The organism is Acidipropionibacterium timonense, assembly GCF_900605005.1.
GTDB lineage: Bacteria > Actinomycetota > Actinomycetes > Propionibacteriales > Propionibacteriaceae > Cutibacterium > Cutibacterium timonense.
Genome location: NZ_LR027558.1, coordinates 2,448,202 through 2,474,385, shown reverse-complemented (window position 1 = coordinate 2,474,385; position 26,184 = coordinate 2,448,202). Strand labels below are relative to the sequence as shown.

The 26,184-nt window shown below is 65.5% G+C and carries 21 protein-coding genes and 3 pseudogenes; 13 read left to right on the top strand and 11 right to left on the bottom strand.

The features are described 5' to 3' along the window. Positions 1-58 precede the first annotated feature (58 nt). The 9 genes and pseudogenes from E0E30_RS11660 to E0E30_RS11625 all read left to right on the top strand — a co-directional run bounded on the left by E0E30_RS11660 (position 59) and on the right by E0E30_RS11625 (position 9,507). Complete coding sequence (locus tag E0E30_RS11660; protein ID WP_130866415.1) at positions 59-1,609, top strand: tyrosine-protein kinase domain-containing protein; 1,551 nt, start codon at positions 59-61, stop codon at positions 1,607-1,609. Continuing rightward, the gene (locus E0E30_RS11655; protein WP_130866414.1) at positions 1,606-2,934 is read left to right on the top strand and encodes a zinc ABC transporter permease; all 1,329 of its coding nucleotides are present in this window, start codon (positions 1,606-1,608) and stop codon (positions 2,932-2,934) included. The genes E0E30_RS11660 and E0E30_RS11655 overlap by 4 nt, the downstream gene beginning before the upstream one ends. After that, a pseudogene (locus tag E0E30_RS13965) lies at positions 2,909-3,250 on the top strand (hypothetical protein); the annotation flags it as partial. The gene E0E30_RS11655 and the pseudogene E0E30_RS13965, both read left to right, overlap by 26 nt. Positions 3,251-3,256: 6 nt before the next feature. Beyond that, positions 3,257-3,469, top strand: a pseudogene (locus E0E30_RS13960) (DapH/DapD/GlmU-related protein); the annotation flags it as partial. Positions 3,470-3,498: 29 nt separating this feature from the next. Next, the gene (locus tag E0E30_RS11645) at positions 3,499-4,500 is read left to right on the top strand and encodes a glycosyltransferase family protein (RefSeq protein WP_130866413.1); all 1,002 of its coding nucleotides are present in this window, start codon (positions 3,499-3,501) and stop codon (positions 4,498-4,500) included. Then, complete coding sequence (locus tag E0E30_RS11640; RefSeq protein WP_130866412.1) at positions 4,497-5,543, top strand: prephenate dehydrogenase; 1,047 nt, start codon at positions 4,497-4,499, stop codon at positions 5,541-5,543. Before E0E30_RS11645 ends, E0E30_RS11640 begins: the two co-directional genes overlap by 4 nt. Then, the gene (locus E0E30_RS11635) at positions 5,536-7,452 is read left to right on the top strand and encodes a glycosyltransferase (RefSeq protein ID WP_167853944.1); all 1,917 of its coding nucleotides are present in this window, start codon (positions 5,536-5,538) and stop codon (positions 7,450-7,452) included. Before E0E30_RS11640 ends, E0E30_RS11635 begins: the two co-directional genes overlap by 8 nt. Beyond that, positions 7,449-8,660 (top strand): glycosyltransferase family 4 protein, encoded by a 1,212-nt coding sequence (locus E0E30_RS11630; protein ID WP_167853943.1) that lies wholly within the window; start codon positions 7,449-7,451, stop codon positions 8,658-8,660. Before E0E30_RS11635 ends, E0E30_RS11630 begins: the two co-directional genes overlap by 4 nt. Next, a complete protein-coding gene (locus E0E30_RS11625; RefSeq protein WP_130866409.1) occupies positions 8,629-9,507 on the top strand; it encodes a polysaccharide pyruvyl transferase family protein in 879 nt (292 codons plus the stop codon). Before E0E30_RS11630 ends, E0E30_RS11625 begins: the two co-directional genes overlap by 32 nt. Here the strand turns inward: E0E30_RS11625 and E0E30_RS11620 are convergent. The 10 genes from E0E30_RS11620 to E0E30_RS11575 form a co-directional block, all read right to left on the bottom strand. Next, entirely contained in the window at positions 9,455-10,624 is a 1,170-nt protein-coding gene (locus tag E0E30_RS11620; RefSeq protein ID WP_167853942.1) for a glycosyltransferase, read from the bottom strand. The genes E0E30_RS11625 and E0E30_RS11620 overlap by 53 nt on opposite strands. Before the next feature lie 49 nt (positions 10,625-10,673). Beyond that, on the bottom strand, positions 10,674-12,470 hold the full coding sequence (locus E0E30_RS11615) for an ABC transporter ATP-binding protein (RefSeq protein ID WP_210115824.1): 1,797 nt from the start codon (positions 12,468-12,470) through the stop codon (positions 10,674-10,676). Positions 12,471-12,571: 101 nt separating this feature from the next. Continuing rightward, positions 12,572-13,504, bottom strand: coding sequence for a glycosyltransferase family 2 protein (locus tag E0E30_RS11610; protein ID WP_130866406.1), 933 nt, complete (start codon positions 13,502-13,504; stop codon positions 12,572-12,574). Next, positions 13,504-15,672: a glycosyltransferase family 4 protein gene (locus tag E0E30_RS11605; RefSeq protein ID WP_245306597.1), complete on the bottom strand. Its 2,169-nt coding sequence runs from the start codon at positions 15,670-15,672 to the stop codon at positions 13,504-13,506. The genes E0E30_RS11610 and E0E30_RS11605 overlap by 1 nt, the downstream gene beginning before the upstream one ends. Further along, on the bottom strand, positions 15,669-16,721 hold the full coding sequence (locus E0E30_RS11600; protein WP_130866405.1) for a glycosyltransferase: 1,053 nt from the start codon (positions 16,719-16,721) through the stop codon (positions 15,669-15,671). Before E0E30_RS11600 ends, E0E30_RS11605 begins: the two co-directional genes overlap by 4 nt. A 2-nt stretch (positions 16,722-16,723) precedes the next feature. Continuing rightward, entirely contained in the window at positions 16,724-18,988 is a 2,265-nt protein-coding gene (locus tag E0E30_RS11595) for an N-acetylneuraminate synthase family protein (RefSeq protein WP_130866404.1), read from the bottom strand. After that, positions 18,989-19,930, bottom strand: a complete 942-nt coding sequence (locus E0E30_RS11590; protein ID WP_130866403.1) for a glycosyltransferase family 2 protein — start codon at positions 19,928-19,930, stop codon at positions 18,989-18,991. A 2-nt stretch (positions 19,931-19,932) separates the two neighbouring features. After that, positions 19,933-20,616, bottom strand: a complete 684-nt coding sequence (locus tag E0E30_RS11585; RefSeq protein ID WP_130866402.1) for an acylneuraminate cytidylyltransferase family protein — start codon at positions 20,614-20,616, stop codon at positions 19,933-19,935. Beyond that, a complete protein-coding gene (locus E0E30_RS11580) occupies positions 20,613-21,698 on the bottom strand; it encodes an NAD-dependent epimerase/dehydratase family protein (RefSeq protein ID WP_130866401.1) in 1,086 nt (361 codons plus the stop codon). Before E0E30_RS11580 ends, E0E30_RS11585 begins: the two co-directional genes overlap by 4 nt. A gap of 97 nt (positions 21,699-21,795) precedes the next feature. After that, entirely contained in the window at positions 21,796-23,349 is a 1,554-nt protein-coding gene (locus E0E30_RS11575; RefSeq protein ID WP_245306596.1) for a sugar transferase, read from the bottom strand. A gap of 262 nt (positions 23,350-23,611) precedes the next feature. Here E0E30_RS11575 and E0E30_RS11570 point away from each other — a divergent pair, with 262 nt between their 5' ends. Together E0E30_RS11570 and E0E30_RS13955 are read left to right on the top strand one after the other, a co-directional pair. Beyond that, positions 23,612-23,920, top strand: coding sequence for a rhodanese-like domain-containing protein (locus E0E30_RS11570; RefSeq protein ID WP_130866400.1), 309 nt, complete (start codon positions 23,612-23,614; stop codon positions 23,918-23,920). After that, a pseudogene (locus tag E0E30_RS13955) lies at positions 23,850-24,113 on the top strand (DUF4287 domain-containing protein); the annotation flags it as partial. The gene E0E30_RS11570 and the pseudogene E0E30_RS13955, both read left to right, overlap by 71 nt. Before the next feature lie 50 nt (positions 24,114-24,163). On the opposite strand, the gene E0E30_RS13700 reads toward E0E30_RS13955, so the two are convergent. Then, a complete protein-coding gene (locus E0E30_RS13700) occupies positions 24,164-24,322 on the bottom strand; it encodes a hypothetical protein (RefSeq protein ID WP_245306595.1) in 159 nt (52 codons plus the stop codon). Between the two features lie 38 nt (positions 24,323-24,360). On the opposite strand from E0E30_RS13700, the gene E0E30_RS13695 reads away from it, so the two are divergent. Then, positions 24,361-24,534, top strand: coding sequence for a hypothetical protein (locus E0E30_RS13695; RefSeq protein WP_245306594.1), 174 nt, complete (start codon positions 24,361-24,363; stop codon positions 24,532-24,534). A gap of 153 nt (positions 24,535-24,687) precedes the next feature. Next, a complete protein-coding gene (locus tag E0E30_RS11560; protein WP_245306593.1) occupies positions 24,688-26,130 on the top strand; it encodes an amino acid permease in 1,443 nt (480 codons plus the stop codon). Positions 26,131-26,184: the final 54 nt, after the last annotated feature.

Here is a 26,184-nt window from a genome sequence, read left to right as displayed (position 1 = left end):
TACACTGCGTTGAGGCATCCGTGCCGTCACCCAACGGGACCTTGAGGAGAACTTTCGCGTGACAGTCGTCGATCTCGTTCGAATCCTGCGACGAAATTTCGTCATTCTCCTGGTATGCGCGCTCGTCGGGGCGGCTGCGGCCATGGTGTACGTCTTCACCCGGCCGGTGACCTACGTGGCCACGGCCACTGGCATGGTCGTCGCGGGTGACTCCGCCTCGGTCGGCGGTGCCCTGTCGGGCAACTCGGTGGCGCAACAGCGAGCGTCCGCCTATGTGACGCTCATCGGCACCCAGGCCGTCGCCAAGCGCACCCAGGCCGACCTTCAGAAGATGGGCAATCCTGCCGCGGCCAACGGGACGATGACCGGGGAGGCGGTCAAGGACACCTCCTTCATCAACGTCCAGGCCACGGGCAGTACGGCGAAGAACGCGCAGGATCTGGCCAACGCCGGCCTGCAGGCGCTCATCTCGGAGGCCCTGCGGATGGAGACCTACGGCCAGACCGGCGGGGACACGACCAAGTCGGACGCCGAGTTGTCCAAGCTCACCTCGATCCACGTGCTCGGGTACGAGTCCGCCGGGCTGCCGAGCGCGCCACGGACCAACAGTCTGGTCACCTACGGACCTCTCGGCCTGCTCGTCGGTCTCGTCGTCGGTGCGATCATCGCGATCATTCGCCGTCAGCTGGACGTCAAGATCCGCTCCCAGAAGGACGTCGAGGAGCTCACCGGGGCCGGCGTCATGGCCATCATCCCCGAGGACAAGAACCTGGCCGAGCAGCGCGAGTCCGGAACCCTCGAGTTGACGGGTCTCACCGGCGAGTCGTTCCGGCAGCTGCGGACCAACCTGCGGTTCGCCAACGTCGACAACCCGCCCCGAGCGGTCGTCGTCACCTCGGCCAACCCCGGCGACGGGAAGTCGACCATCGCCACCTACTTGGCCGTCGTCATGGCCCAGTCGGGAGAGGAGGTCGTCCTCATCGACGCCGACCTGCGCCGCCCCATGCAGCACAAGGCCTTCGGCATCGATTCCGGCGCCGGTCTGTCGCAGGTCCTGGCTGGCGACGTGGCGATCGACCACGCCATGGTCCAGACGGATGTGCCCCACCTGCGCCTGCTCACCGCCGGCCGGGTCCCCCCGAACCCCAGCGAGCTGCTCGGTTCGCGACGCATGGGTGACCTCATCAAGGAGCTCACCGGACAGGGGTACTTCGTCATCCTCGACGCGCCGCCGATTCTCGCGGTGACCGATGCCGGTCTGCTCGGCGCCTACGCCGACGGCGTCCTCCTGGTGAGCGTGGTCGGCAAGACCCATCGGGAACAGCTCACGGTGTGCTGCACGCGACTCGAGCAGGTCAAGGCCACCCTGTTGGGGTCGGTGCTCACGAAGGCGCCGCGCAAGGCCATGGGTGACGTCATGTACGGCTACGGCGCGAGCACCTACGGGTACCACTCTTACTACAAGAAGGGGTACTACACCTACGAGTCCAGCGATCCCACGAACGAAGCCCAGGCGGCGACCGTGGTGCCTCCGGAGCATGATCCGTACGACGACGTCGAGGCACCCCGGCACAAGTCATCCTCGCTCCCGCGACGACGAGCACGATGATCATGACGGACGCTGTGCAGGCGACCCCCCAGGAGGATGCCGAGTCCCGCATGGGAGTCGGACTGCACAAGGCGGCCGCTCGAGCTCAGGAGATCGCCCAGGAGACGAGGGTCCCGGAGTTCCTGCTGGGGATCGTGCTGCTCTTTGATCGCCATGAAGTTGGTCGTTTTCCGCTCGAGGCGCCGTTGCTGGCCTTCCTCATCGTTGTGTCCCTGCTCATTCGACCCAAGGTCCGGGTTCGGGGAGAGTTCGCGATCGTCGCGTCCTACCTTCTCATGCTCGCCTATGTCGTTGGCCTGTCGGTCGGGCACGGGCTGCCGTGGATGCAGCGGGGGCTCAGGTGGTTCATGCTGTTCTGGTTCGCCATGATCCTGGCGGAGGGCCGGTTTAATTGGAAGTCAATTGTCGCGGGCTTCTCGTTTTCTCTCGTCTTCCTCAACATCCCCTTCAATTTTACGGCTCTTCGTAGTGCGGACTACGAAGGATTTCTCACGGGGGTCGTTGGAGACAAGAATGTTGCCGGACTATGGTACTCAATTGCTGGATTGACTGCACTCTCGCTCTTCCGTTCGGTGTTCACGAGAACATCAGCCGCTCTCGTTTTCGGGGCTGCTGTGTATTTCACGGGGTCCCGGACTTCCATGTCGGCCTTCGCGGTCGGGATCGTCTGGGTGCTCATTCGGAACAGGACTGATCTGTGGGTCCGGACTGCTGGTATCGGTGGACTGGTCTGGATGCTGACATATGTCGAGGGCCACTATGCGCGCATTGGCGTATTCGCTGACCGGACTGGCACTGACTGGTTCCGGTCGATGATCGATGCTGCCACTAGGGAGAAGCTTGCAACGACGCCATGGTATGGATCTGGACTGAACACTGCTTGGGTCGATGTCTACACCGATCGTTCGATTTGGTTCCATGACTCCTATGCTGCGTTGCGAGTGGAAGGGGGATGGCCGTTGTTCGCGTTCATTCTCATTCTTTTCATTATTCTTGGAGCGGGGGTCTTCAATTCCAAGACGGTTTCATGGGATGCGACCTGTCTCGAGGGTGCGATAGCGGTCGTCCTTGTGTGTGCGTGGAAGCTTGGTGAGGTGTTTTTCACCGTGCCGTCCTTCCTTGTTCTGGGTGCGGCGCTGCGGGAACATCTTGGGGGGCCCCTTTCGGCGACGAGCGCCGAGGTTCACCGGTGGTCGTGGCAATCTGCTGCCGTGCCGCTGAACGCTGCTGGAGAGGTGGGTTCGCCGCAAGGAGATTCAATATCGTCAATCTCGCGAGGCGGTGTCACGCATTTCCCTGATGCCTCGGTCTCGAAGGGGTGGTGAATCCATGCGTGCGGTTCGCAAGCTCGTTGAAGGGGTCGGTGGGGCGCGGTACCACGCAGCACGAATGGTGATGCCACTACTTCGGGCGTCATTCGGGCACATCGGACGTGGCACTGTCATCATGGACCCGCGCCTTCTCCACGGTGTCGACAGGGTTTTTGTCGGTGACAATGTCCTCATTCGGGACGGGTGCTGGTTGGCAGCTGAGGATCGTTGCTCCTGGGTGGCCATCGGGGCGGGTTGCTATGTTGGCCACAACTGTCATGTCCACTCGATCGACCCTGTCTCGATCGGATCTGGTTGCGTGCTCGCCGACAACGTCATGGTGTCGACGACGGACCACGGTCGAGGCGATCGGCACACCGTGCACGGGACGGGGCCAATCTGTATCGGTGACAATGTCTTCCTGGGCCAGAACGTTGTCGTTCTGGGCGGGGTGACCATCGGCGATGGCGCGACGGTCGCGGCTGGTGCCGTGGTCACCAGGGACGTCCCCGCCGGGGCCACGGTGGCCGGTATCCCGGCGAAAGCCATTGACGGTCACCGCAATGAGGAGGCGGGTCAGTGAGTCGAAGGTTGCTTGTTGTCGCCCCGGAGTTCCACGGTTACGGTGAAGCCATTGGTCGGAGTTTCTCCCGGCGAGGTTATGACGTCGTGGTTCACGCCTATGACTCGGGTTCCAAGTGGGAAAAGGCGTGGAACAAGGCGCGATACGAGCTGCCTGCGAAGTTGGTAGGAAACGGTCACCACCTGTCGACCGAGGTCGTGACGCGACGGGCTGTCGACAGGATCAGGCAGGTCAAGCCGGACGCAGTCCTCACCGTGCGCGGTGACGTGCTCGGCGATGCGTACTGGGAGTCGCTCGATTCCGCACGGTGCCAAAGCGTCGTCTGGTTGTACGACGAGCTGCGGGCGATGACCTGTGATATCGACCACGTGGCGTCCGTGGCGACGATCGCCACCTACTCGTCGGCCGATGCGGTCGCGTTGACACAGCACGGGGTGAGGGCGGCCCATGTTCCTCTGGCATACGACGCGGACACCCCGTCGTCAGGACGGTGGCCAGATGGAGCAGTGACGTTCGTCGGCGCGCGCCATCCGGCCAGGCAGGCCCTTCTGGAGCACCTTCTCTCTCACGGAATACCCGTCAAAGCGTACGGACGGGACTGGTCGAGCCATCCGGTTGACCAAATTCGGACTTGGCGCTGGACCACCCCGCCCGTGCCTGGGGGACGTGATGTCACGCGCGCGGATGCCTACGGAATCATGCGTGAGTCCCTCGCCACGCTCAACATCCACGGTCAACAGAGCGGCTTCACGATGAGGACTTTTGAGTCCTGCGGTGTCGGTGCGGTGCAGATCGTCGATCGGGATGATGTCGACGAGTTCTACGAGCCGGGCGTTGAAGTCCTGGTGCAGCACAGTGCCGACGAGGCCGTCGACTTGTGTCGCAGGGTCGTCGTCGACAGGACGCGCATGGCGAAGATGCGTGCTGCGGCGCTGGCGAGGACCTTGGCCGAGCACACGATGGATCACCGTGTCGCGGTTCTCGACAGGCTGTGGTGAACGACGTGGCGACCGCTGGGCTGAGGTTTCCCACTGATCTCGAGGCCTGGAGCCGGGACCAACAGCGCCGGGCACGGGCGCGACGCGCGCTTCACACGTTCCGGTCATTGTCGAGGCGCCGCGAAGCGCCGCCCGCGGCGCACCTGTGGCTGCCGTCGAGTGAGCCAAAGGCGCTGGTCATCCTCGACAAGCTGACGCCCAGCTGTCGGTCTGCCCTCGTGTCACCACTGCGCTATCTCGATGCGTCCACGACAGCGATCCTCACCCCGTTCACCGACACTCCAGGGATCTCACCGGTGGCCCATCATGTGCCTTGGGAGGTCGGAGAGGCAATCCCGGCCTCTGTCGACACTGTGGTGACGCTCGGTGCCTACAACGCGTTGGCGGGAGCCGTGCGGCCCTGGGTGGCGAAGCGGGATCTCCGGCACATCGTCGTGCAGCATGGCCTCCTGACCCCTTGGGCGCCGCCGCTGGTCGATGGCGACGTGTTCCTTTCGTGGAGCGAGGATGATGGACAGTTCCAGACGGCCGGCCGAGCGACGGTGAGCTACGAGGTCTGCGGATCCCAGATGCTGTGGGATGCAAGTCGCCAGCCGTCAGCTTTGGTGACAGATCGCCCTGTCATGCTTGGTCAGCTTCACGGGATAGAGATACCTCGGTGGGAGAAACAGGTGATCTATGAAGGGTTCTGCCGGAGCACAGGTGCGGAGTATCGTCCGCACCCGAACGAGGGCGATGCGCTGTCGAAGGCGCAGCACGTCCTCATGCGGCGTAGAGGCGTGCGCTTCAATGACGGCGCGACCGGCCTGGCCGAGCTCGGGCGACCTGTCGTGTCCATCTTCTCCACCGGGACCTTGGAGGCAGCACAACACGGTGTTCCGGCCTGGGTCCACCATCCACGCCCGCACCCGTGGCTACTTGATTTCTGGCGCCGCTACGGATTGAGTCGATGGGGAGAGGAACCGACACCGCAGCTCGATCTCGGCATGACAGAGCCTGCTGAGCGAGTTGCGGCCGTGATCCGAGGTGATTCTCGTGCCTGACCTGACGGTTGTCATCCCCTGTCATGACGGAAACCGCACCCTTGAACTCCAGCTTGAGGCGTTGTCCCGTCAGATCGGGGCTCCAGACCATGAGGTCATTGTCGTCGACAATCTGTCGAGCGACCCCCCGGACAGGATCATCGACAAGATGTCGGGACGGGTTCGCGGGCTGAGACTGGTGCGAGCCATGGCTGAGCCGGGAACGTCCTACGCCCGAAATGTGGGGTTGCGTGAGGCTCGAGCGAACCGCGTCGCGATGTGTGATGCTGACGACTGTGTCGGACCCCACTTCCTGGCATCGGCCTATCAATCGCTGGATGACGTCGACGTGGCCACCGGTGGAAGCCGTCTCGTCGCCGAGTCCGAGTTTGCCCGGGGCCTTGACCACGTGTGGGAGATTCTGGGCGAGGATGAGTCGAAGCGCGATCGAAGCCCAGTGCCGGTGGATCCGAACTATCCGGTACTCATGGGTGGTGCCTGCGCCATGCGTCGGGATGTCGCTCTGTCATTGCAGGGATTCGACCAGTCCTTCTTTCCCGGCGCTGAGGACAATGACTTCGCGGTGCGCGCTGTGCGATCCGGATTTCGAGTCGCAATCGTACCGGGAATTCGGTTGGCCGAGCGTGGTCGGTCGACGTCGGCCGGGCTGTTCCGTCGTGGGTTCGACTCGGGGCGGATGCACATGGCACTGTGCGAGCGCCATGATCTGTGGGACAGTTCACCTCACCTGAATCACCCGCGATGGTGGGTCGATCTTGCCCGACTACCCGTGGCCGGGGTGAGGGCCATGGTGACGCCGTCTGCAGTGGCCCGCAGTGGTTTCACGACCCGAGCCGCTGTGCGCCTCGGGCAGGGTGCAGGCTGGGTCGACATCGTCGCGCGGCGGAGGCCGCTCGCCCCTCGCCTGGGGGTCGGACTGACGGCCGAGGACCCCATGGATTCCTTCGTGCGGCGCCCGATCCTTGTGCTGTCTCCGCATCTGGACGATGCCGTCTTCAGCGCATCGGAGGTGATTCGGCGAACGAGGCCGGAGGTCTGGACGGTGTTCGCAGGCGAGCCGCAGCCTCCTCAGACGACCGACTGGGAGCGTCGTTGCGGGGCGCGGAACTCGCACGAGCTGTCAGTGCGCAGGCGGGGTGAGGACATCGAAGCCCTGGCTGACGTCGCTCGGGTGCGTCATCTGGATTGTCTGGAGGGTCCCCACACGACGCCACAACGACGGCGGGGCGACCTGACGTCCTTGTCGGACGCCGTGGAGGCCTGGATTTCCAGTCATGAGGGACAGGATCCGATCATCGTCCTGCCAGCCTGCGCCGGCGTTAGCGTGAGATTGACCGTGCTCGACGTCGCGATCGAGCGGGCCAAGGCTGGACGCCGGGTCCTTGACGGGCTTCGTTTCTCGTCCGGGATGCAGCAAGCGTGTGCTTCCTCGGATTTTGCCGTAGAGGGTGCGCCGCGCATGGAGCATCAGGCAGACCTGAGATGGAACGGTGGCGCAGCGTTGATTGACATCCTTCGTCGAGCCAAACACGAGTCATATCAGCATCGACGCCGAAAGGCGCAGGCGAAAGGGCTCGCCGTCAATCCTGATCACGTTGCGGTGCGGGACACCTGTCTTTCAGTAGCCACTGGACATCCAGGATTGACGGTCATCCTCATGGAGGATCTCCCGTACTTGTGGAGTCATCGGGCAGATGAGGCGGTGCGTCACGTCTGTTCTCGCTGGCGTCTGCCATTTCGTGCGTTCACGGTCGAAAGCGACAGGCCATGGAAAGCCTCTCGATGTGCCGCCTACGAGAGCCAGACCCAGATCATGGATCCACAAGGTCGCCTCACGGACCCGGAGCGTCTGCCCCCGGTCGAGCGTTACTGGGTCGCCGCCGTCGCTGGCAGGAGTCGACGCCGATGACTGACGACCGACGAAACGTGGCTTCGGCCGTGGTCTTCATGCCCACGATGGCCGCCGGCGGAGGAGCCGAACGCTATGCGCTGGCGGTTGCCGTCCACCTGCGGGACGCGGGATGGTCGGTCCACTTGGCGTCGACCGGCGAGGTGCGTAGCGCATGGCTGGAATCGCACTTCGGAATGGACGTGCAGGGGATCGAGCTCGTCCGGCTGCCGGAGGCCCGGCGGATGCGGCGGATCCTGCCGCGGGCCGTGGCCGATCTCGTGGTGGAACGATGGTGGCGGCACCTCATGCACCGTTCCAGACCGGACCTCTTCGTCAATTGTCTTTTCCGAAGCGAGATGCCACCAGTGGGACGCCACGGCATCTACGTGTGTCACTTCCCGCACCGCCTCGACGTCGCCTACGCTGGTCGGGCGAGGACCCTGTACATGGACGTCGTCAGCGCCATCCGAGGGACGCGTGCCGACCGTACCGCGATACTTCGCAGCTACGACATCATCTGCGCCAACTCCGAGTTCACGTCCGAGCACATTCTTCGACGTTGGGGCCTGCCATCGATCGTCGTGCCCCCGCCGTGTGAGTCCATGAGTGAGGCAGGGGTCCCTCGATCCAAGGAGATCCTCGCGGTCGGAAGGATCGAACCGGTCGTTCCGGGGGTCCCGAACAAGCGGTTGGACGTCCTTGTCGACACGTTCTCTCGAATGACCGACCTGCACCAGGCGGGGTGGGCTCTACGGATCGTCGGGGCTTGTCCTCCGAGCAACGCGGGTGTCCTGCAGTCTCTGCGGGACCGGGCCGCAGGGTTGCCCGCAATCATCGATACCAATCTTTCGTTCGCAGAGCTTCGGCGTCGCTACAGCGAGGCCTCGATCTACTGGCACGCCCAAGGATTCGGCGAGTCCGCCGATCAGGATCCTCAGACTCAGGAACACTTCGGGATCACGACCGTCGAGGCGATGTCGGCTGGATGCATACCGGTCGTCATCGACACGGCCGGCCCGCGCGAGGTGACCCTGGGGGTCCCGGGATTGAGGAGATGGTCGACGGTCGAGGAGCTCATGGCGGAGACACGCCGTGTCGCCGCGCTTGACGATGACGAGACATCGGCCCTCCGGCAGGCAGTCGTCGAACATTCCCGCACCTATGATGTGAACGCATTTCAGCGACGATTCACAGATGTTCTCGACCGCGCTGCCGAAGGGAGCTGATGTGCTCAAGGCCACCCTGAGGAAGAACCTTCCGAGGGACGTCATGTGGCGCCTTGCTCGGGTGCGCCTCGCCTATGCGGGCGCCGATGCACCGAACGCCAATTTCGGAGATCAGCTCTCCCCACTCCTGGTGTCCCAGCTCTTCGGCCTGACGATCAAGCACTCGGGGATCAACGCCGCCGATCTCGTGGCCGTCGGTTCCTTGCTGGAAGGGGTGGAGGATCTGGCACAGGAGCGTCCGTTCATCTGGGGTTCCGGTTTCATCAGGCCCGGACAGGATTGGCGCGGCGGGCCGGTGCGTGTGCGAGCGGTCCGCGGGATGTTGTCGTACGAGAGGTTGAGCAGCCAGGTCCGTGGGCCCGTCGCGCTCGGCGACCCGGGGCTCTTGGTCGACCGAGCGCTTCGGGGGGGGGTCAGCCGTTCTACCAGCTCCTCGGTCGTCGGCCTCATTCCTCATTTCACGGAGTTGGACAGCGCACGGGTCATGACCTTGCGCCAGGCCCACGGGGTCGAGGTCATCAGCCCGTTGGCCCCGGTCGAGACGGTCGTTTCACGGATCGCCGCCTGCCGTCTGGTCATGTCATCGAGCCTGCATGGCCTCATCGTGGCCGATTCCCTCGGTGTACCCAATGCGTGGATGGAGCCGTCGGAGTCTGTCGACGGTGGCCGCTACAAGTTCGATGACTACTACTCGGCGTTCGGCGTGCGCCGGGAGCCACGGGATCCCAATGCCATTCTGGCGGATGTGGATCGAGCAGTCGCCGAGTGGTCACCGCTTCCCAGGATCGAGTCGATTAAGGACGGACTCGTGCGAGCTTTTCCGCTTGTGCTGCGGAGAAAATCCTGAACCAGTCCTGGGTGATTCTCTCGGGGGAGAATCGAGGCGGGATCGTGCGGCGAGCGTTGCCGCCGATGCGGTCGAGTTCCTCCGGCTTGGACATCACGGCGCGAAGGGCAGCACTGAGACCGGCCTCGGTGCGGTCCTCTACGAGGAAACCCTCGTCCGGTGACGTGATGAGCGACCGGACCCCGGGGGAACAGTTGAACGCCATGGTCGGCGTCCCGCAGGACGCCGCTTCGAGGATGGTCATCCCGAACCCTTCGTAGCGGGAGGCCAGAATATTGAGGCGGCTGCGTGCGAAGACGGCGCTCGGGTCGGTCGTCGGTCCCCTCAGTGTGACCCGATCACTGCATCCGGTGTCGAGGACGGCTGCCGCAATGGCATCGTGCTCGTCGCCATCGCCGTAGATCTCCAGAGTCCATCCGGGCTCGTTCTCGCCGCGTGTTGCGTCGGCGAAGGCGCGCACCACCAGATCAATCTGCTTCTCGGCGCTGAGTCGAGACACGGTGACCATGACGTTTGATCTGGGTGCGGGATGCGACGCCGGCGCGGAGTAGGGATTGGGGGCAGCCAGACACGGCGCCCTGACAAGGCTTCGGAACTCGTCCGCATCCTCGGTGGTCAGCGCCGTGAAAGCGTCGACATCCTGGTAATGCGTCATGATGAGGTCGGCGAGCCCGGGTTCGAAGTCGATACTTTCGAATTGCGAGTGATGCTGACCAATGACCAGCGCTTTGCCCTGACGGTGGGCGACGCCGGCTTCATCAGCAAATCGCTTGGCGAGGACGTGCGTGTACACGATGGCGGTGTCGGAACCACATGCCCCGAGGCGACGGCGAAGCCATGCGCGGGCCCGAGCAAGCTCGATCCTCTTCGCCAGCACGAGGGGGAGCCGCCGCCAGAGTCGTCCGGCCCCTCGGAACACGGGACCGTTGTGCCATTGCGGGTGCGGTAGCAGAGCGTGGGTGTGGAACTCGGGGCGCTGCGTTCCTGGCTTGACGGAGATGTGCTCCACCTGCAACCCATGGCGAGCGAGGATGCGCGACAGGTTGATGATTGCGGTGGACCCGCCGCTCATCTCCGGAAGTCGTGGAGCGACGAACACGACGTGCTTGATCCCCAAGTCTGCGAAGCTTTGGGGTGGCGAGTCCGGTCGCTCCACGGGATCGGCTTCAGGCACTGCTCGTCTCCCCATCCAGGTCAAGGCTGCCCAACTCGACGAGTCGAGCGAACTCGGCATTCTCGGCCTGCAGGGTCGCCATCGTTCCGCGACCAGCGAGCCTGCCCCGTGAGAAGAAGAGGATCTCGTCGGCATTCTTCACCGTCGAGAGCCGGTGCGCGATGATGATCATCGTCAATTGACCGTGAAGTGCGTCGAGGGTCCGGGTGATCTCGTGCTCGGTCTCGTTGTCGAGAGCACTCGTCGCCTCATCCAGGATGAGGACCCTCGGATTGACGTAGAGCGCTCGAGCGATGCCGACTCGCTGTGCCTGTCCACCCGACAAGCGGGTCCCGCCATCTCCGACGATGGTGTCAAGGCCCTCAGGCATCTCGTCAATGAAAGCCTTGAGCTGAGCTCTCTCGATAGCCTCGGAAAGCCGTTTCGGATCCACCTGGTCAGGTGGCGCGCCGAACGTGATGAGGTCGCGCAGCGACGTGTTCCACAGATACACCGACTGGGACACCGCGGACACATTGCGTCGCCATGCCCGAGGATGCTGGGGGATGTCGTACCCGTTGACAATGATTTGACCTTGCGTCGGTTGCTGGAGGCCCAACAACAGATCGGCGAACGTGGACTTTCCAGCTCCCGATGAGCCGACGAGGGCGATGGTCGTGCCCCGCTTGATGGTGACGGACACCTTCGACAGAACAGGCTCGACGCTGTCGGGATAATGGAATCCGACGTCGTTGACATGGATGTCGCCGTCGAGATCAACAGCGATGGGATCTGACTCGTCTGGAGTCGCGGACTCGGCGGAAGCGAGGTCATCCATAGCCTCATTGAGCTGCACGACTGCGGATCTGCTGACCCGGAGGCCATTGACGGCGGCGACGACACGGTTCAGTGACGGCCCGATCCGGGCGGCTGCCGCAGCGAAGACGCCGAGGGTCCCGAAGGCTACCGATTCATCCTGGGTGCTGAAGAGAATGAGCGAGATGACAAGGATGCCGACGACCATGACGATCTCCATGAGATACCTCGGTAGCTCACCAAGAACCTGTTGAATCCTCTCGGGATAGGTATTGGCCATTCTGTTGCGCCGGTAGCTTTCGACGAACGAATCCTCCCGGCCGAAGATCCGAGACTCCCGGAAACCCTCAATGGCAGGGTTGAGATATGCCCAGGACTCAGTGTTGTTGTCGAGCGTCTTGAGGCCAGCCCTGAGCGCATGGGGTTTGATGAGCTTGGTCATGAGGAAGGCTGCCCCGCCGAAAACGACGACGGCGATGAGTGACGCCACGGGCGAGACGGCGATGAGGGTCGCGAGCAGGAGAACCGACGAACTGAGGTCAGTGATGATGTTGATGATGGACAGCAGTGGCGTCGACACGGCGATAAGCGTCGTGTTCGCGACGACTTGGGTGATCGTCGCTCGTGATCTCTTCCGATGGCTGGCGTATGAGGCGTGAGTGTACCTGGCCAGCACCTCGGACTGGGCTGCCGCAGCGGCTCGGCTCATTTGGCCGATGCTCCACCATCGAATGGCGACGAGGACGATGTCCTTGAGGATGAAGAGGCCGCAGATGGCCAAGGTCATGACGAGCAGAAGGTGCTTTCGGTCCGTACTGTGGACGACAGGCACGATGTAGGTGGTTACCGTCCTCGGGAGACCCGTTGAGATCGTGAGCAGCTGCATCAAGGGCATCATTGCGAGCACGCCCGCCATGTCGAGGAAAGCGGCGGCCAGCGACGCGACAGTCATGGCGATGAGCCGATACCTCATCCGCCATGGGACGAGGCTCATGAGGCGATGAAGCATGTCGGAATACGACCGGGGTCTCACCGTGTTACCGGTCGCTGCCGGGGTGCTTCTCTTCATGTGTGGAAATTCCCTCAGTGGATGGATCAGACGTCGCGGGACGGCTCGTCCGAGCTGTGGAAACCCGCGACGGATGAGGCCTCGACAAGAGCTGCCACAGTCTTGCGTGCCATCGGCGCCGGGAGGCCGTGGATCGCGCGGTCGGTGAGAGTGGAGAGGGTGATCGCACGAGGGTATGTGATCCGTTCAGCGAGGGCGCTGACGAGCGCATTCCAAGGGTCGCCTCGGTCAGGGTCCCGGAACCCTGAGCTTCCAGGTCCGTGCATGTTCTCGAACTCCTGCCGTGCGCGGCCGGACAGGAACGCCCTCGTGACGCGTTGTCGGGTGTTCGTTGCCGCTCCGTGGTGGGGCGCAGCGAGGCCTGGGTCGATGATGACTGGAACACCTGCCTGGCACAGGCGGTATCCGTAGTCGACGTCCTCCCAGCCGTAGGCACGATAACGGGTGTCGTAGGGGCCGACACGATTCCAGGTGTCCCGGGTCACCGACACGTTTCCGCCCCAGTATCGCCACGAGTTGCCGGCGTCAGCGGCATAGGCGGCAGCTTGGTGGCGGGCGTCCGCATCCTTCCCATACACGTTGGCATAGCGAGTCCTCGGAAAGACATTGGGGCACAGGCCGATGGTGCCCTGTACCTGGTCCCGATGGCTCGCGATGTGCTTGGCGACATAGTCCGGAGCTGGTTCGAGGTCGTCGTCGCACCGGATGAGGATGTCGCCGGTGGCTGCCTCGTGGCCGGCATTGAGTGCGGCCACCCGTCCGCGGTTCTCGGGGAAGACGATGGGGCGTATCGGCAGGTGCGCGTACCGGGCCACGACGGAGGCCGAGTCGTCGATGTCGCCGTCGAGGACGACGATGGCCTCCCAGTCGTCGGTCGTCTGCGCGGCCAGGGCCGTGAGCAGTCGCGGCAGGCGTCCGGCCCCTCCTCGGGAGGGGATGATGACGGATGCGGTGGGCATCACAGGTCCTCTCTGCGTGGTTGAGCTTCGGATCGGGTCGTCACGAGCTCGACGTAGTGCTCGATCGATCGGGCGAAGGCGAGGGGCGAGAAATGCTCGGCGTGCTCGAGCACTGCTTGACGGTCCCAGTGACGTGTCCGGAAGGCGTGCACCGTCGAGAGTACGTCAGCCGCTGTGGCGGCGTCGAAGTACAGGCCCGTCACTCCGTCGACCACGGTGTCGAGATATCCGCCCGCGCGCAGGGCCAGACACGGCGTCCCGAAGCTGAATCCCTCGACGGGCGTGAGGCCGAAGTCCTCCTTGGACGGCGCGATGACGGCGGCAGCGTGGGCGTAGAGCCATCGCAGTTGAGCATCCGGGATGCCCTCGAGGAAGGTGACGTTGGTCGGGGCGTCCGCATGGAGCGTGTCCCGGAGCGGGCCGCGGCCGACGACGACCAAGTGCTCGCCGGGAAGCCGCCGGAAGGTGTCGAGGAGGACGTCGACGTTCTTGTACGGCATGAGTCGACTCACCGTGAGGAAGAACCCCGGTGTCAGGCCGACGACGGGCTCCTGCTCGCCGCCGGGGTCGAGCGCGTGCGGAGGATGGACCACCGTCGCGTCGATCCCGTAGACGTCCTTGATGCGTCGCTGGACGACCGTGGAGTTGCAGAGGTAGACGTCCGCTGAGGCGGCCGCGCGTTGGTCCCAGCGGGTGAGGGCCGGCAGCAGCCCCTTGAGCAGCCAGCCCTTGGGTGTCGACCACCACGGGCCGCCGAGGTAGTCGTCGACGAGGTAGAGGAAGCGGGCGGGGGAGTGGCAGTAGACGATTTTGCGGCAGCCGGGCGGGGTGGGGATGCCATGGGCGAAGCCTGTCGTCGAGACGATGGCGACATCCGTTCCGAGAGGCAGTGACGTGTGGTCGAAGGCCCAGCCGAAGAGCGGCAGCGCCGCCCGGAAGTGGCGCCTCAGCGCGCCGACGCGATTGAGCGCCGACGTGCGGATGTCGTGGTCGGCGAACTCGGGGTAGGTGAGGTCGGGTTCGTACAAGCTCGTCACGACAGGGGCGTCGGGAAACACCTGAGCCAGGCTCAGCGCGACGCGTTCAGCGCCGCCGCGCTGGGTGAGGTAGTCGTGGACGACGGTAATCCCTGGTCGGCCTTGGCGCGGTGGTTCCAAGCTCTCGAGAACCTCGCCGAGCCGTTCCCGACCCGCCGCGGGGGAGAAGTGCTGTTCCCATCGGGCTCGGGACGCGGCCAGCTGGATGTCCCAGTCGGCGTCGGCGGCTCGCTCGATGGCGTCGGCCAGGGCGATCGGGTCGCCGTGACGCGCCACGAAGAGGTAAGGTCCCGCAACCTCCGGGAGGGCACCGGCATCACTGATGACGAAGGGGCAGCGCGTCGACTGTGCCTCGTTGACGACAAGGCCGAACGGCTCACCCCAGACGGACGGAAACACGGCGATGTCGGTCCGGCTGAAGAAGTCATCGCGACTCATCCACCCTGGAGAGTCGACCAGCACACCGAGCGCGGCGACGGCCCGTCCCACACGCTCGGCGTCGCTCGGCGCGACGAATCTCGACTCGCCGGCCAGCAGGAGTCGGTACCGCCCCGGGTGACGGCGCTCGAGTTCGGAGACGGCCCGACAGAGCACCGGCACGCCCTTGTCCGAGGAGAGACGACCGAGATAGCCGATGGTCAACGGTGCAGCCAGATCCCGGTTCCGCGTCCGTGGCGGAACCTCGTCGGTCCAGTTCCACATGACCGTCGCGCCGGGAACACGGGCAGCCATGAACTGAGATGGCACGATGACCCGCCGCGCCCCTCGCCTGGCCACCCGCGCCAGTGCCTTGAGCTTGCCGACGGGCTCCTGATGCAGGTGGACGACCCGGTTCGGGTGGCCGCTCGTGGCGAAGGCGGGCCGCAGGCCGTTGCACCACAGCAGGCCCTGTCGCTCGGCGGCGTCCCATCGGCGCAGGTTGCGCAGATAGGACGCGGTTGTGTCGCCGTGGATCTCGACGACACGGAACCCGCGGCGTCGGGCTTCCTGTGCGACGTCCCCCGGTGTCCGTGGTGCGACGATGGTGACGTCCCGTCCGAGGTCGCGGGCGGCTTCGGCGATGGCCAGGAGCATGACCTCGCCCCCGCCCATCGTGCCCTGGTTGGAGGCGATGGTGAACGGCCGGCTCACGTGAGCACCTTGCGGTACTCGTTCGCGATGGCGTGGGCCATCTGGGGCACAGTCGGGACGGCTGAGGCGAGGTGCGGCCGGACCGATGTGTCGAGTCCCTGACTCACGGCGACCCGGGCCAGCGCCTCGGCGCCGTCGAAGTCGGCGATGCACTGCGACGGGAGGATTTCGACGTTGCCGCCGACAGGACTGGCCGCCACGCCCATGCCGGCCGCCACGGCGTCGAGCAACGTGTACGAGCAGTTGTCCGACTTCGACGGTTGCAGGATGACGTCGTGGTTGGCCATGGCCTCGACGGGGTCGACGAAGCCCGGGAAGGCCACGCGGTCATCGAGTCCCAGTGACGTGACGAGGTGCCTGAGATGAGCGTCCTCGGGGCCGGTGCCGGCGATGGTCAGGGTTGCATCGGGATGGTCGTGGGCGATGTGGGCGAATGCCCGGACTGTCGTGCGGACGCTCTTCTCCGGCGACAGGCGGGTGAGCGAGAGGAGGCGCAGACCGGGTTCCCGTGTGGGCGGCACCGGTGGACGGTCGACTCCATTGAGGATGACGGTGATGGGAGTGGCCGTGTGCCACCACTTGAGCATGTCGCGTTTGGTCGAGGCGCTCACCGCGATGACCCGACTGAACCGACGCAGACGCACATGGTGGGCGGTCTCCATGACCATCGCCGAAGGCAGCGTTGCGTGGAACATGAACCTGTCCGGCGGGATGTGATGCTCCGTCGAGACCAGGGTGACGCCGGTCCCGACGCTGGCCATGGTGGCCAGGAAGTCCGCCCTGGCCAGATGCGAGTGGACGATCCTCGGGCGCAGCGCCCGGATGGTGTGGCGCAGCGATGCCACGGCGGCCCTCGTCCCCTCCTCGACCGGCAGGACGACGACCGGCGTCCCCAGCTCACGGAGCCTGTCCAGCAGCGGCCCCTCGGGCGCCGTGACGACGAGCCGCCATCCGGGGACACCCACGGAGGCGACGTCGAGGATGTGGCGGGCCACCCCGGCCAGGTTCGACACGGGGCAGACCCACAGGGCGATCGGGTCGTGACCCATGGTCAGAACCAGTTCTCGAGGCGTTCGAGGGCCGTCCAGAAGCCCTCGCCGTTGTTGACGTGCCCCTGCCAGATCTCCGGGATGAAGGTCACCCCGGGGGCCAGTTCATCAAGCTGGCGGGCGGTCATCGGCCAGTCGATCTCGCCCTCACCGATCTGCGGCCCCTCGCCGTCGACCCCCTCGGCGTCGACGATGTGCAGGTGCTCCGAGAGCGGGGCCAACTGGGCGACGTACTCGCTGAACGGCACCTTGGTGAAGTTCGCGGCGAGCTTGGAGTGGGACAGGTCGAAGGTGAGGCGGCGTCCGTACTGGCGGCAGAACTCGACGGTGTCGCCCAGCCCCATGAAGAGGTTGTGGTGCTGCTGGCCGCCCATGAGCCACGGGTAGGGCGGCAGGGTCTGCGAGGTGAGCCGTACCCCGTCCTCGTCGATGCGCTCGAGTGCCTGGGCGATGCGGGCGTACATCGCCGGGCGCTCGGACGGGTCGACGAAGGCGTCCTTGGTGAACCCGCCCATGGTGCAGATGACGACGGGGGGCTGGTCGGCGTCGAACCAGCGGTCGAGGTCCCGGGCGATCTGGATGACCTTCTGCACCTCGACGATCGACCGCTCCCACACGGCCTCGTCGGTGGACGCGAGGTTGATGATGAAGTCGCCGGCGTACAGGTCGGGGCAGTGCACCGTGTAGCCCATGCCATCGAACCTGCGATGCTCGAAGGCATCGGCGATCTGCTCGGCCGACATCTCGACGTCCTTGTAGGACAGGTGGAACTCGAGGAAGTCGGGGTTGGTGTCGGAGTGGGTCAGGAGCTTGCGCGCGTCGTGGTAGCGGACCGGCAGACCCCACGGGCGCCGGAACGTGTAATGGCGGCCCTGGGCGACGGCGTCGGTGAGGTCGGTCTCGTAGAAGAAGTCGCCCTCGGTGATCTGCCGGCGCATGGTGCGCCCCACGAGCTGGTCGAGGTGGTTGGGCTGGAGGCCGCGCCCGGGGGACTTCACGGCGACGGCGTCGCGCGTGACGACCTCACCGGCCTCGAGGGTTCGCGTCGCGACGAGGGACTTCGCGAGATTGGCCCGATTCATCATCTCGCCGGTGGACACGGCACGGGCCCGGTCGGTGCCCAGGGCCACCTCGACCTCGCGGATCCGCTGCACCATCTCGGCGAACTCCTCGGGCAGCAGCGACACCTGGTGGTCATTGCCCTCGAGGGTCTTGTCGATGGTGAAGTGCTTCTCGATGATGTTGGCGCCGCGGGCCACCGCTGCGATCGGCACGTGGTACCCGCGCTCGTGGCCCGAATAGCCCACCGGGCAGTTCCCCAGCTCGGACAGCCGGTTCATGTAGCGCAGGTTGACGTCCTTGAACGGGGCGGGGTAGGTCGACTGGCACTGCAGCAGCGCGAACTGGGCACCGGCGCGTCGCAGCACCTCGACCGAGCCGAGGATCTCGTCCTCGGTGGACATGCCGGTCGACACGAGCATCGGCAGGTGTTCGGCGGCGCAGGCGCGCAGCAGGGTGTGGTTCGTCATGTCGGCCGAGGCGATCTTGAGGGCCGGGACGCCATAGTCGGCGAGGACCCGGAGGCTCGGCAGGTCCCACGGGGTGCAGAAGGCGTCGATGTCGACGTCCTTGCAGTGGTCGAGGACCTCGATCATCTCGTCCGGGCGCAACGAGAATTTCGCCAAGAGATTGAGGGTGTACTGCGCGCCGAGGTCCTCCCCGGCGCTCGCCCCGCCGGACTGCCGGTAGAGGGCGTCGAGGTCGCGGAGCTGGAACTTCACCGCGTCCGCGCCGGCCCCCTTGGCCAGGTCGACGAGGTGCTTGGCCAGGGAGACGTCGCCCTGGTGGTTGTTGCCGATCTCGGCGATGAGCAGCGCGGGGTGGCCGTGACCGAGGGTGTGCCGTCCGATGGTCATCTCGGCCGATCCCTCGGTGGCGACGGCGGCCAGGTGGCCCCGGTCGTCGAGCAGCGGGATGACCTCGATGCCGGGACGGAAGAGAGCGGTGATGGTGGCCGGGGAGGCGTCGACGGCGGCGCTCGTGCAGGCGTGATGGGCGGCGTCGGTGACTGGCGTCGTCATGTCGAGGGAGGGGGACGACGTCACCCAGCGGCGGAAGTCGCCATCGGAGAAGGATCCGGTGAGCAGTCCGTGCTCGTCGACGCAGAAGACGATGCCCGCCTTGTTCTCACTGATCTTGCGGAGGGCGTTGAGGATCGAGTCGTCGCCGAAGACGGTGAACGGGGTGGTGTGGCGGTTGATGATCATTCAGCGAGAACCTTCCGGAGTGGATGCGGACCAAGCCGGCGTGGTCAGCAGGTGTGGTTCGGGATACGTCCCGAACACGGTGTAGGCGAGGACGCCCCACAGGGTCCCCGCTGTCGACACGAGGATCGACGCCGCGCGGCGGGGTGGCACCGAGCGATCCCGGCCCAAGGCCGACTTGATGAGCACCAGAGTGCCGAGCACGAGATTGCGGGTGCAGGTCGCCACTGAATACGGGTACGGGTCGTAGTCTGGGTAACGGTGCGCCATGAGGACGCGGCCCTGACCGAGCTGGAAGCGTATGCCCATCGCGGTGCGAGGCGGGGACAAGGTCATCCAGATCGTCGCGTCCGGAATGTATGCGATGGGCCTTCCCGACAGCTGAACGCGCCAAGACAGGTCGACATCCTCGTATCCATATCTCGGGAGCGATTCGTCATATCCGTGCAGGCTGACCAAGAGCTCGCGGGTGGCGGCCAGGTTGCAGTTGGCGGCAAACGGAAGGAATCGGTGCCTCTGGAGCCCATCGGGAAATGTGTCCGGGGCTGGTGTGCCGTCCTGATGCCTCGCGAGGATGCGACCGCCCGCAATGCCTCCGTCCGGAGTGCCCTTGGCCACGGCCGCGACCCAGTCCGGGAAGACCTCGTCGTCGGCGTCGCAGAACGTCACCAGTCGACCCTGCGCCATCTTGATCCCGCAGTTCCTGGCGTAGGGGATGCCTGCCTTGGCGCTGGCGTCGATGAGACGAATGTGGCTGGCGACATGATGGCTGGTGTCCATCCACCGCTTGACCACCTGGGTGGTGGAATCCGTTGAGCCGTTGTCGCAGATGATGATCTCGAATGGCGGGTGGTTGACTTGGCGGTCCAAGGCGTCACACTGCCGAAGAATGGTCTGTGCACCATTGCGTACGCAGATGACGACGGAAACGTCGACGGCGTTCATCCTCACTCTCCCCGTTGCTGGAGAAGCACGGATTCTGCGAGTGCGAAGTCCTCCGGCCCGTCGATGTCGATTCCCTCGACCGGGTCCATGACGAAGAGGTCGATCTCGCCTCCGAGGCGGTTGTGCTGGGCCTGGTACACCTCGGTCCGGGTGAGGTAGAGCGACCCGGTCTCACGGTACCGGAGCTGGTCCGGTGTCATGTCCTGGCGCCGTGGGCGGTTCTCGTACGGGTAGTGGGCGACGACGGTCGGTTCCTTCTGCCAGATGAAGATCGGCACCGGGACGACGCCGACCATGGAATCGGTCCCGGAGATCTCGAACTGGGCCAGTGCCCGCGCCATGGTGTCCGGCAATCGGATGGGTGAGGTTGCCTGCAGAAGCATGACCTGGTCAGGGCGGCGTCCTGCGGCGTCGAGGACCGCGATGGCGTGCTCGACGACCGGCTCGGTCGCGGTGGCGTCCTGGGCGAGCTCGGCCGGCCGGTCGATGACTTGGGCGCCGGCGCGCCGGGACACCTCGGCGATCTCGCTGTCTTCGGTCGACACGTAGACGTCGAGCCCCTCGGTCGCCAGCGCCTGTTCGATGGTCCACACGATGAGGGGCTTGCCGCCGAGCATGCGCAGGTTCTTGCGCGGGATGCCCTTGGACCCGCCCCGGGCGGGGATGATGGCCATGGTCGACGTCATGCGTCATTACCTCTGTGAAATGAGTCCGTCATGCCGTGCTGGGCGAGTTCGTCGAGGGCGTCGTCCCATGCGGATGCCTTGGCACCCTGCTGGTCCCATCCGGACCGGATGAAATCCGCCACGGCGTCGGGTGTGCTCCAGGACGGTTCTGGCGCTCCCAGCGACCTGGCCAGGGACATGTCGGCACAGGCATGATCGATGTCACCGGCACGGACGACATCGACGTGAGTGATGCCGCTGGTGCGCGGCTGAGGTGCCGCATCAATGCAGTACTGGGCCAGTTGCAGGAGCGTCGTGCGGACCCCAGACCCCGCGTTGAGGATGCGTGCCTGCCCCACCTGTGGGTCGTGAGTGCCGGCCCAGACGATCATGCGCGCCAGATCATCGACGTGGATGAAATCGCGGGTCTGCGAACCGTCCCCGTACACGGTGATGGGCTTGTTCTCCTTGAGCATGGCCAGCCACGCCGCGAGGACCCCGGTGTACGGATTGTGAAGAGCTTGCCCCGGGCCGATGACGTTCTGGGGCCGGAAGATGGACACGGGAATCGTCGTCGCAGCGTCAGCGAGCATGGACTCACCCTCGGACTTCGTCTGTCCGTAGACGCTCACCGGGCAGTGAGTGTCTGCTTCACGGGAGTCCTCGGGAACAGCTTCGGAGCTTGATGGCGTCCCGAACTCGACGCTTCCATCGGGCAGACGCCATCGCCCGCCGCCGTACACGGCGCGAGAACTGGTGTAGACGAGGGGAATCTGCCAGCGTGCTGCGGCCTCGGCAGCGAGCCGAGTGCCATCGACGTTGACCCGGCGATAGCGCTCGGTCTCATACATGGACTGCGCCGTACCCGTCTCGGCGGCGAGGTGGATGAGGAGATCTGGCCGATCAAGCTGCGTCCAGGAACATTCCTCGGCGACGTCGAGTTCGAGTACCTCGCCGGGGAACCGGCGTCGATCCGCATCGACATCGGCATGGGTTTGCGGATGGAGGATGTCGACGGCCGTGACGGTGTTGCCGAGGCTCACGAAACGCCGCGCGACGTACTGTCCGATGAATCCTGCTCCACCCGTGATGGTGACCTTCATGCACACTCTCCTGCGGCGAGGCAATGATGATCTGAGCGCCAGATCGCCGCATCCGGCACCCGAGGCGTTCGGCACGCCAGGATGAGTGACGATGGGCTCAATATGCCCCATCCGAACCGAGGACTGCCCGGAACGTCTTGAGCAGGATGCTCACGTCCTGGACGAACGACCAGTTGTCGACGTAGTACAGATCGAGGCGAACGGTGTCCTGCCACGACAGATCGGACCGTCCCGAGACCTGCCACAGTCCGGTGATGCCGGGGCGCACGTCGAGACGCCGTCTCACGTGGCTCTCGTACTCGGCGACCTCCTTCTCCAAGGCGGGCCGGGGACCGACGAGACTCATGTCGCCACGCAGGACGTTGAAGAACTGAGGGAGCTCGTCGATCGAGTACCTCCGGGTGATCCGGCCCACTCGCGTGATGCGCGGATCGTCCTTCATCTTGAACAGGACGCCGTCCGACTCGTTGAGGTGGACGAGGGCCCTCTCCTTGATCTCCTCGGCGTTCGTCACCATCGAGCGCAGCTTGTAGCAGGTGAAGGTCTCTCCCTTGCGTCCCACCCGCTGCTGCCGGAAGAGGACGGGGCCGCCGTCCTCGATCTTGATGGCGATCGCGGTGGCCAGGATGACGGGTGAGGAGATGATGAGGAGGAGAGCCGAGCCGACGACGTCGAAGAGCCGTTTGAACCAGCCGCCGGCCCGTTCCGCCTGCGGCTTCTCGATGTGCACGAGTGGGATGCCCGCGACCGGGCGGACGTTCATCCGCTGCGCGGAGACATCGGTCAACGACGGGACGATGATGAGCTCGGCCTTCTCGCTCTCGAGTTCCCGTGCGAGGCGGTTGAACTGGTAGGCCCGCGAGAAGGATCCCTCGACGAAGATGACGGCTGCGGCGTGGGTGCGGTTGACCGCGGCCAGGGCGTCCCTGGGCGAGCCGAGGACGGGGGCGTCGGTGGCTTGACATCCGCGGTGATCGGGGGTGAGCAGTCCGACGACGTCGTAGCCCAACCAGGACTCACGCCGCAGGATCGTCGCCAGATCGTCGACGTGGAGGCAGTCGCCGGCCAGGATGACGGGGCGGCGGAACCTTCCGGCGCGCCGTAACCGGTGCAGCAGTCGTCGCAAGGCGAACCGCTCGAGGAGCAGGGCCGGGATGCCGACGAGGAAGGCGAGGAAGAAGAACCCACGCGAGAGCGGGTACATGAAGAGATAGGCGCTGATGCCCAGCCCGGCGGCGGCCAACAGCGACCCGTCCAGGACGTTGCGGTACTCGCCCATGCCGGCACCGAGCACCTTGGCGCGGTAGGACCCCGCGGCACCGAGCAGCGCGAGCCAACCGATCCAGATGGCTCCCGCCAAGGGCAGGACGAGTCTCTCGACGTCCCCGGCGTTGGGCAGGAACGGCGTTGCGGCGCGAGCGAAGACGGCGACGATGATCGTCAGCGCGATGACCAGGGCGTCGGCACCGAGAACCCAGAGCCGGTAGGAGGCGTCGCGTCCCGGCTGTGGACGGGGATCGATCGACGTCTCTGGCGTGCTGATGAGGCCGGCCGGTCGCGTGGTCTGACCGGAGAACGCCGGGGGCTCGATGAGGTCGGGGACACCATCCGGGACCACGCGGAGCCCGGAGGCGCGAAGCGTCCCGCTCACAAGCTCATCACCGGTGGACCTCCGTCCTTCCTCCGTGCTGGACCGGCAGGTCCGCGACCGGATCCCCCGCCTGGTGGCTCAAAAATACCCTGTGAACATCGGTCTTTTCCACTTGAGGTGACGCCGTGGTGGTGTACCGTGCAGTGGAATCGTCGCTCCAGTGTCGCTCATCGGTTCCCCGCTCGCACCCTCCCGATGTCCCCAGCATAGGTGACACTGTCGTCTGTCGGCATGGGTGTCAGTCCGACCGTGGAGGATCACCATGAAGCGATGCACGCCGGGTCAGGCCGATGCCGAGATCCTGCGCGGAGCCCTCGTCCTGGACGTTCGGATGGGCTACGAGTTCGAGGGCGGTCACATCAGGGGAGCCCTCAACATCCCGATCTCCCAGCTGCCCGAGCGCATGGAGGAACTGCCTCGCGACCGGGTGATCCTCGTCGTCTGCAATCACGGGAACAGGTCGTCGGTCGCTGCGGGGCGGCTCGAGGCGCTGGGCTTCGATGCTCGCCTGCTCGACGGGGGCCTCAGCGAATGGGAGTGGTCAGGGCGGCGGCTCGTGCCCGGGCCCTGACCTGTTTCGGAGCCGGGCGGAGTGGGTGACAATGTCGTCCATGGCATCTCCCGAGGACATGACCGCGGCGCTGCTGGCCTCGATGCGTGAACGCACGGGTCGCGACGTGGATGAGTGGGCCGCGATCGTCGAGGCGTCCGGCGTCGACCCTCTCGATCAGGCCGCCGTCCGGCGCTGGCTGCGCCAGGAGCACGGCGTCGCCCAGAACACGCAGTGGGCCCTCGGGTTCGAGGTGGCGCGGCGTCATGGTTGGACGATGCCGACCCCCGAGGAGTTCGCCGACCAGATGTATGCCGGGAGGAAGGCCCCGCTGCGGCCGCTCCACGACGCCCTCGTCGCCCTGTGCGCCGGTATCGGCCCCGAGGCCACCGTCGAGGCCAGGGCGACGTACACCCCGATCATCCGCGCGGCAGTTCGCCGCGGTGGGGCCCGGTCCTCGTATGACGGTGCGTCTCGGGCTGCGCTTCCGGGACGTGCCCGACGACGACAGGTTGGCCCCGGCGAAGGGATTCGCTCAGGCGACGCACTGGGTCCAGGTTGCCGGGGACGCCGAGCCGGCGTCGGTCGAGCGGCTGCGAGGCCTCGTCGAGATCGCCTACGAGCAGAACGGCTGAGGGCTGCGTCAGAGCCGTGCCCTTGTACCACTCTCGCGGACCTGTGAGCGCCGCGTTCACGTGGTGTCCTCGGCGTCGGCGCCACGGTGACGGGTCCATGGTCGGGTTCTGACCTCGCGGATGGTCCGCGGGCCGTCATTCCCGAGGACTCCCATGAGCACTGCCCACCCCTCACCTCTGAGCCCCGAACCCGCGCCGTCGCAGCGCGCGTCCTCGCAGGAACTGCACCGCAGCCTGGGCAACCGCCACATCCAACTCATCGCCATCGGCGGGGCCATCGGGACCGGCCTGTTCATGGGATCGGGGAAGACCGTGCACGCCGCCGGACCCTCACTCGTGCTCGTCTACATCATCATCGGGCTCATGCTCTTCTTCGTCATGCGGGCGATGGGGGAGCTCCTCCTGTTCAACCTGGACTACAAGAGCTTCCAGGATTTCAGTGCGGATCTGCTCGGGCCCTGGGCCGGGTTCTTCTCGGGCTGGACCTACTGGCTGTGCTGGGTCGTCACCGGCATGGCCGACGTCATCGCCATCAGCGGGTACTGGAGCTACTGGGTGGGCGACGAGCGGGTCTCCGCGATGCTGGCGGCGCTGACGATGCTGGCCCTGCTCGGCCTCAACCTGCTCACCGTGCGGCTCTTCGGGGAGTTGGAGTTCTGGTTCGCGATGATCAAGATCGTCGCCATCCTCGCCCTCATCGTCACCGCTGCGGTCATGGTCGTCGTGGCCTTCAAGGCGCCGAACGGGCGCCATGCGGCACTGAGCAACCTGTGGACGCATCATGGGTTCTTCCCGCGCGGACTGAGCGGATTCCTGTCCTCCTTCCAGATCGCCGTCTTCGCCTTCGTCGGCATCGAACTCGTGGGGACGACGTCGGCCGAGACCGCCGATCCCATGACGACCCTGCCCAAGGCCATCAACTCCATTCCGCTGCGCGTCGTGCTGTTCTACGTCGGGGCCCTGCTGGCCATCATGTGCGTCACCCCTTGGGACGAGGTCAACCCCGACGTCAGTCCCTTCGTCAACCTCTTCGGGCTGCTCGGCCTGGCGTTCGCGGCGTCCCTCATGAACTTCGTCGTCCTCACCTCCGCCAGCTCCAGCTGCAACTCGGGCATCTATTCGACGAGCAGGATGCTCTACGGGCTCGCCCACAAGGGCATGAGCCCCAGGATCTTCGGCAGGCTGTCACGTCAGGGCGTGCCCGTTGCCGGTCTCGTCCTGTCGGTCGGGCTCATCATCGGGGCCCTCGTCCTCATGCTCAACGACTCCATCATGGGGGCGTTCACGGTGGTGACGACGATCTCCGCCGTGCTCTTCATCGCCGTGTGGTCGCTCATTCTCGTGAGCTACATGATGTTCCTCTGGAAGCACCCCCAGGGCCACGCGGCCAGCTCGTTCAAGATGCCCGGAGCCCGATTCATGCCCCAGGTCGTGCTCGTCTTCTTCGTCTTCGTCCTCTACGTCCTCACCCGCGACGCCGACACCCGCCAGGCGCTGCTCGTCACCCCGGTGTGGTTCCTCCTGCTGGGGGTCGGCTGGTTCTTCGCGCGCGGTCGCATCCACCGCGACGACTCGCACACGGCGGAGCCGAGGTGAACGGCTGGTGAAGACGAGTCGTCTTGCCTCATGTCAAGATGTCCGGATGAGCGC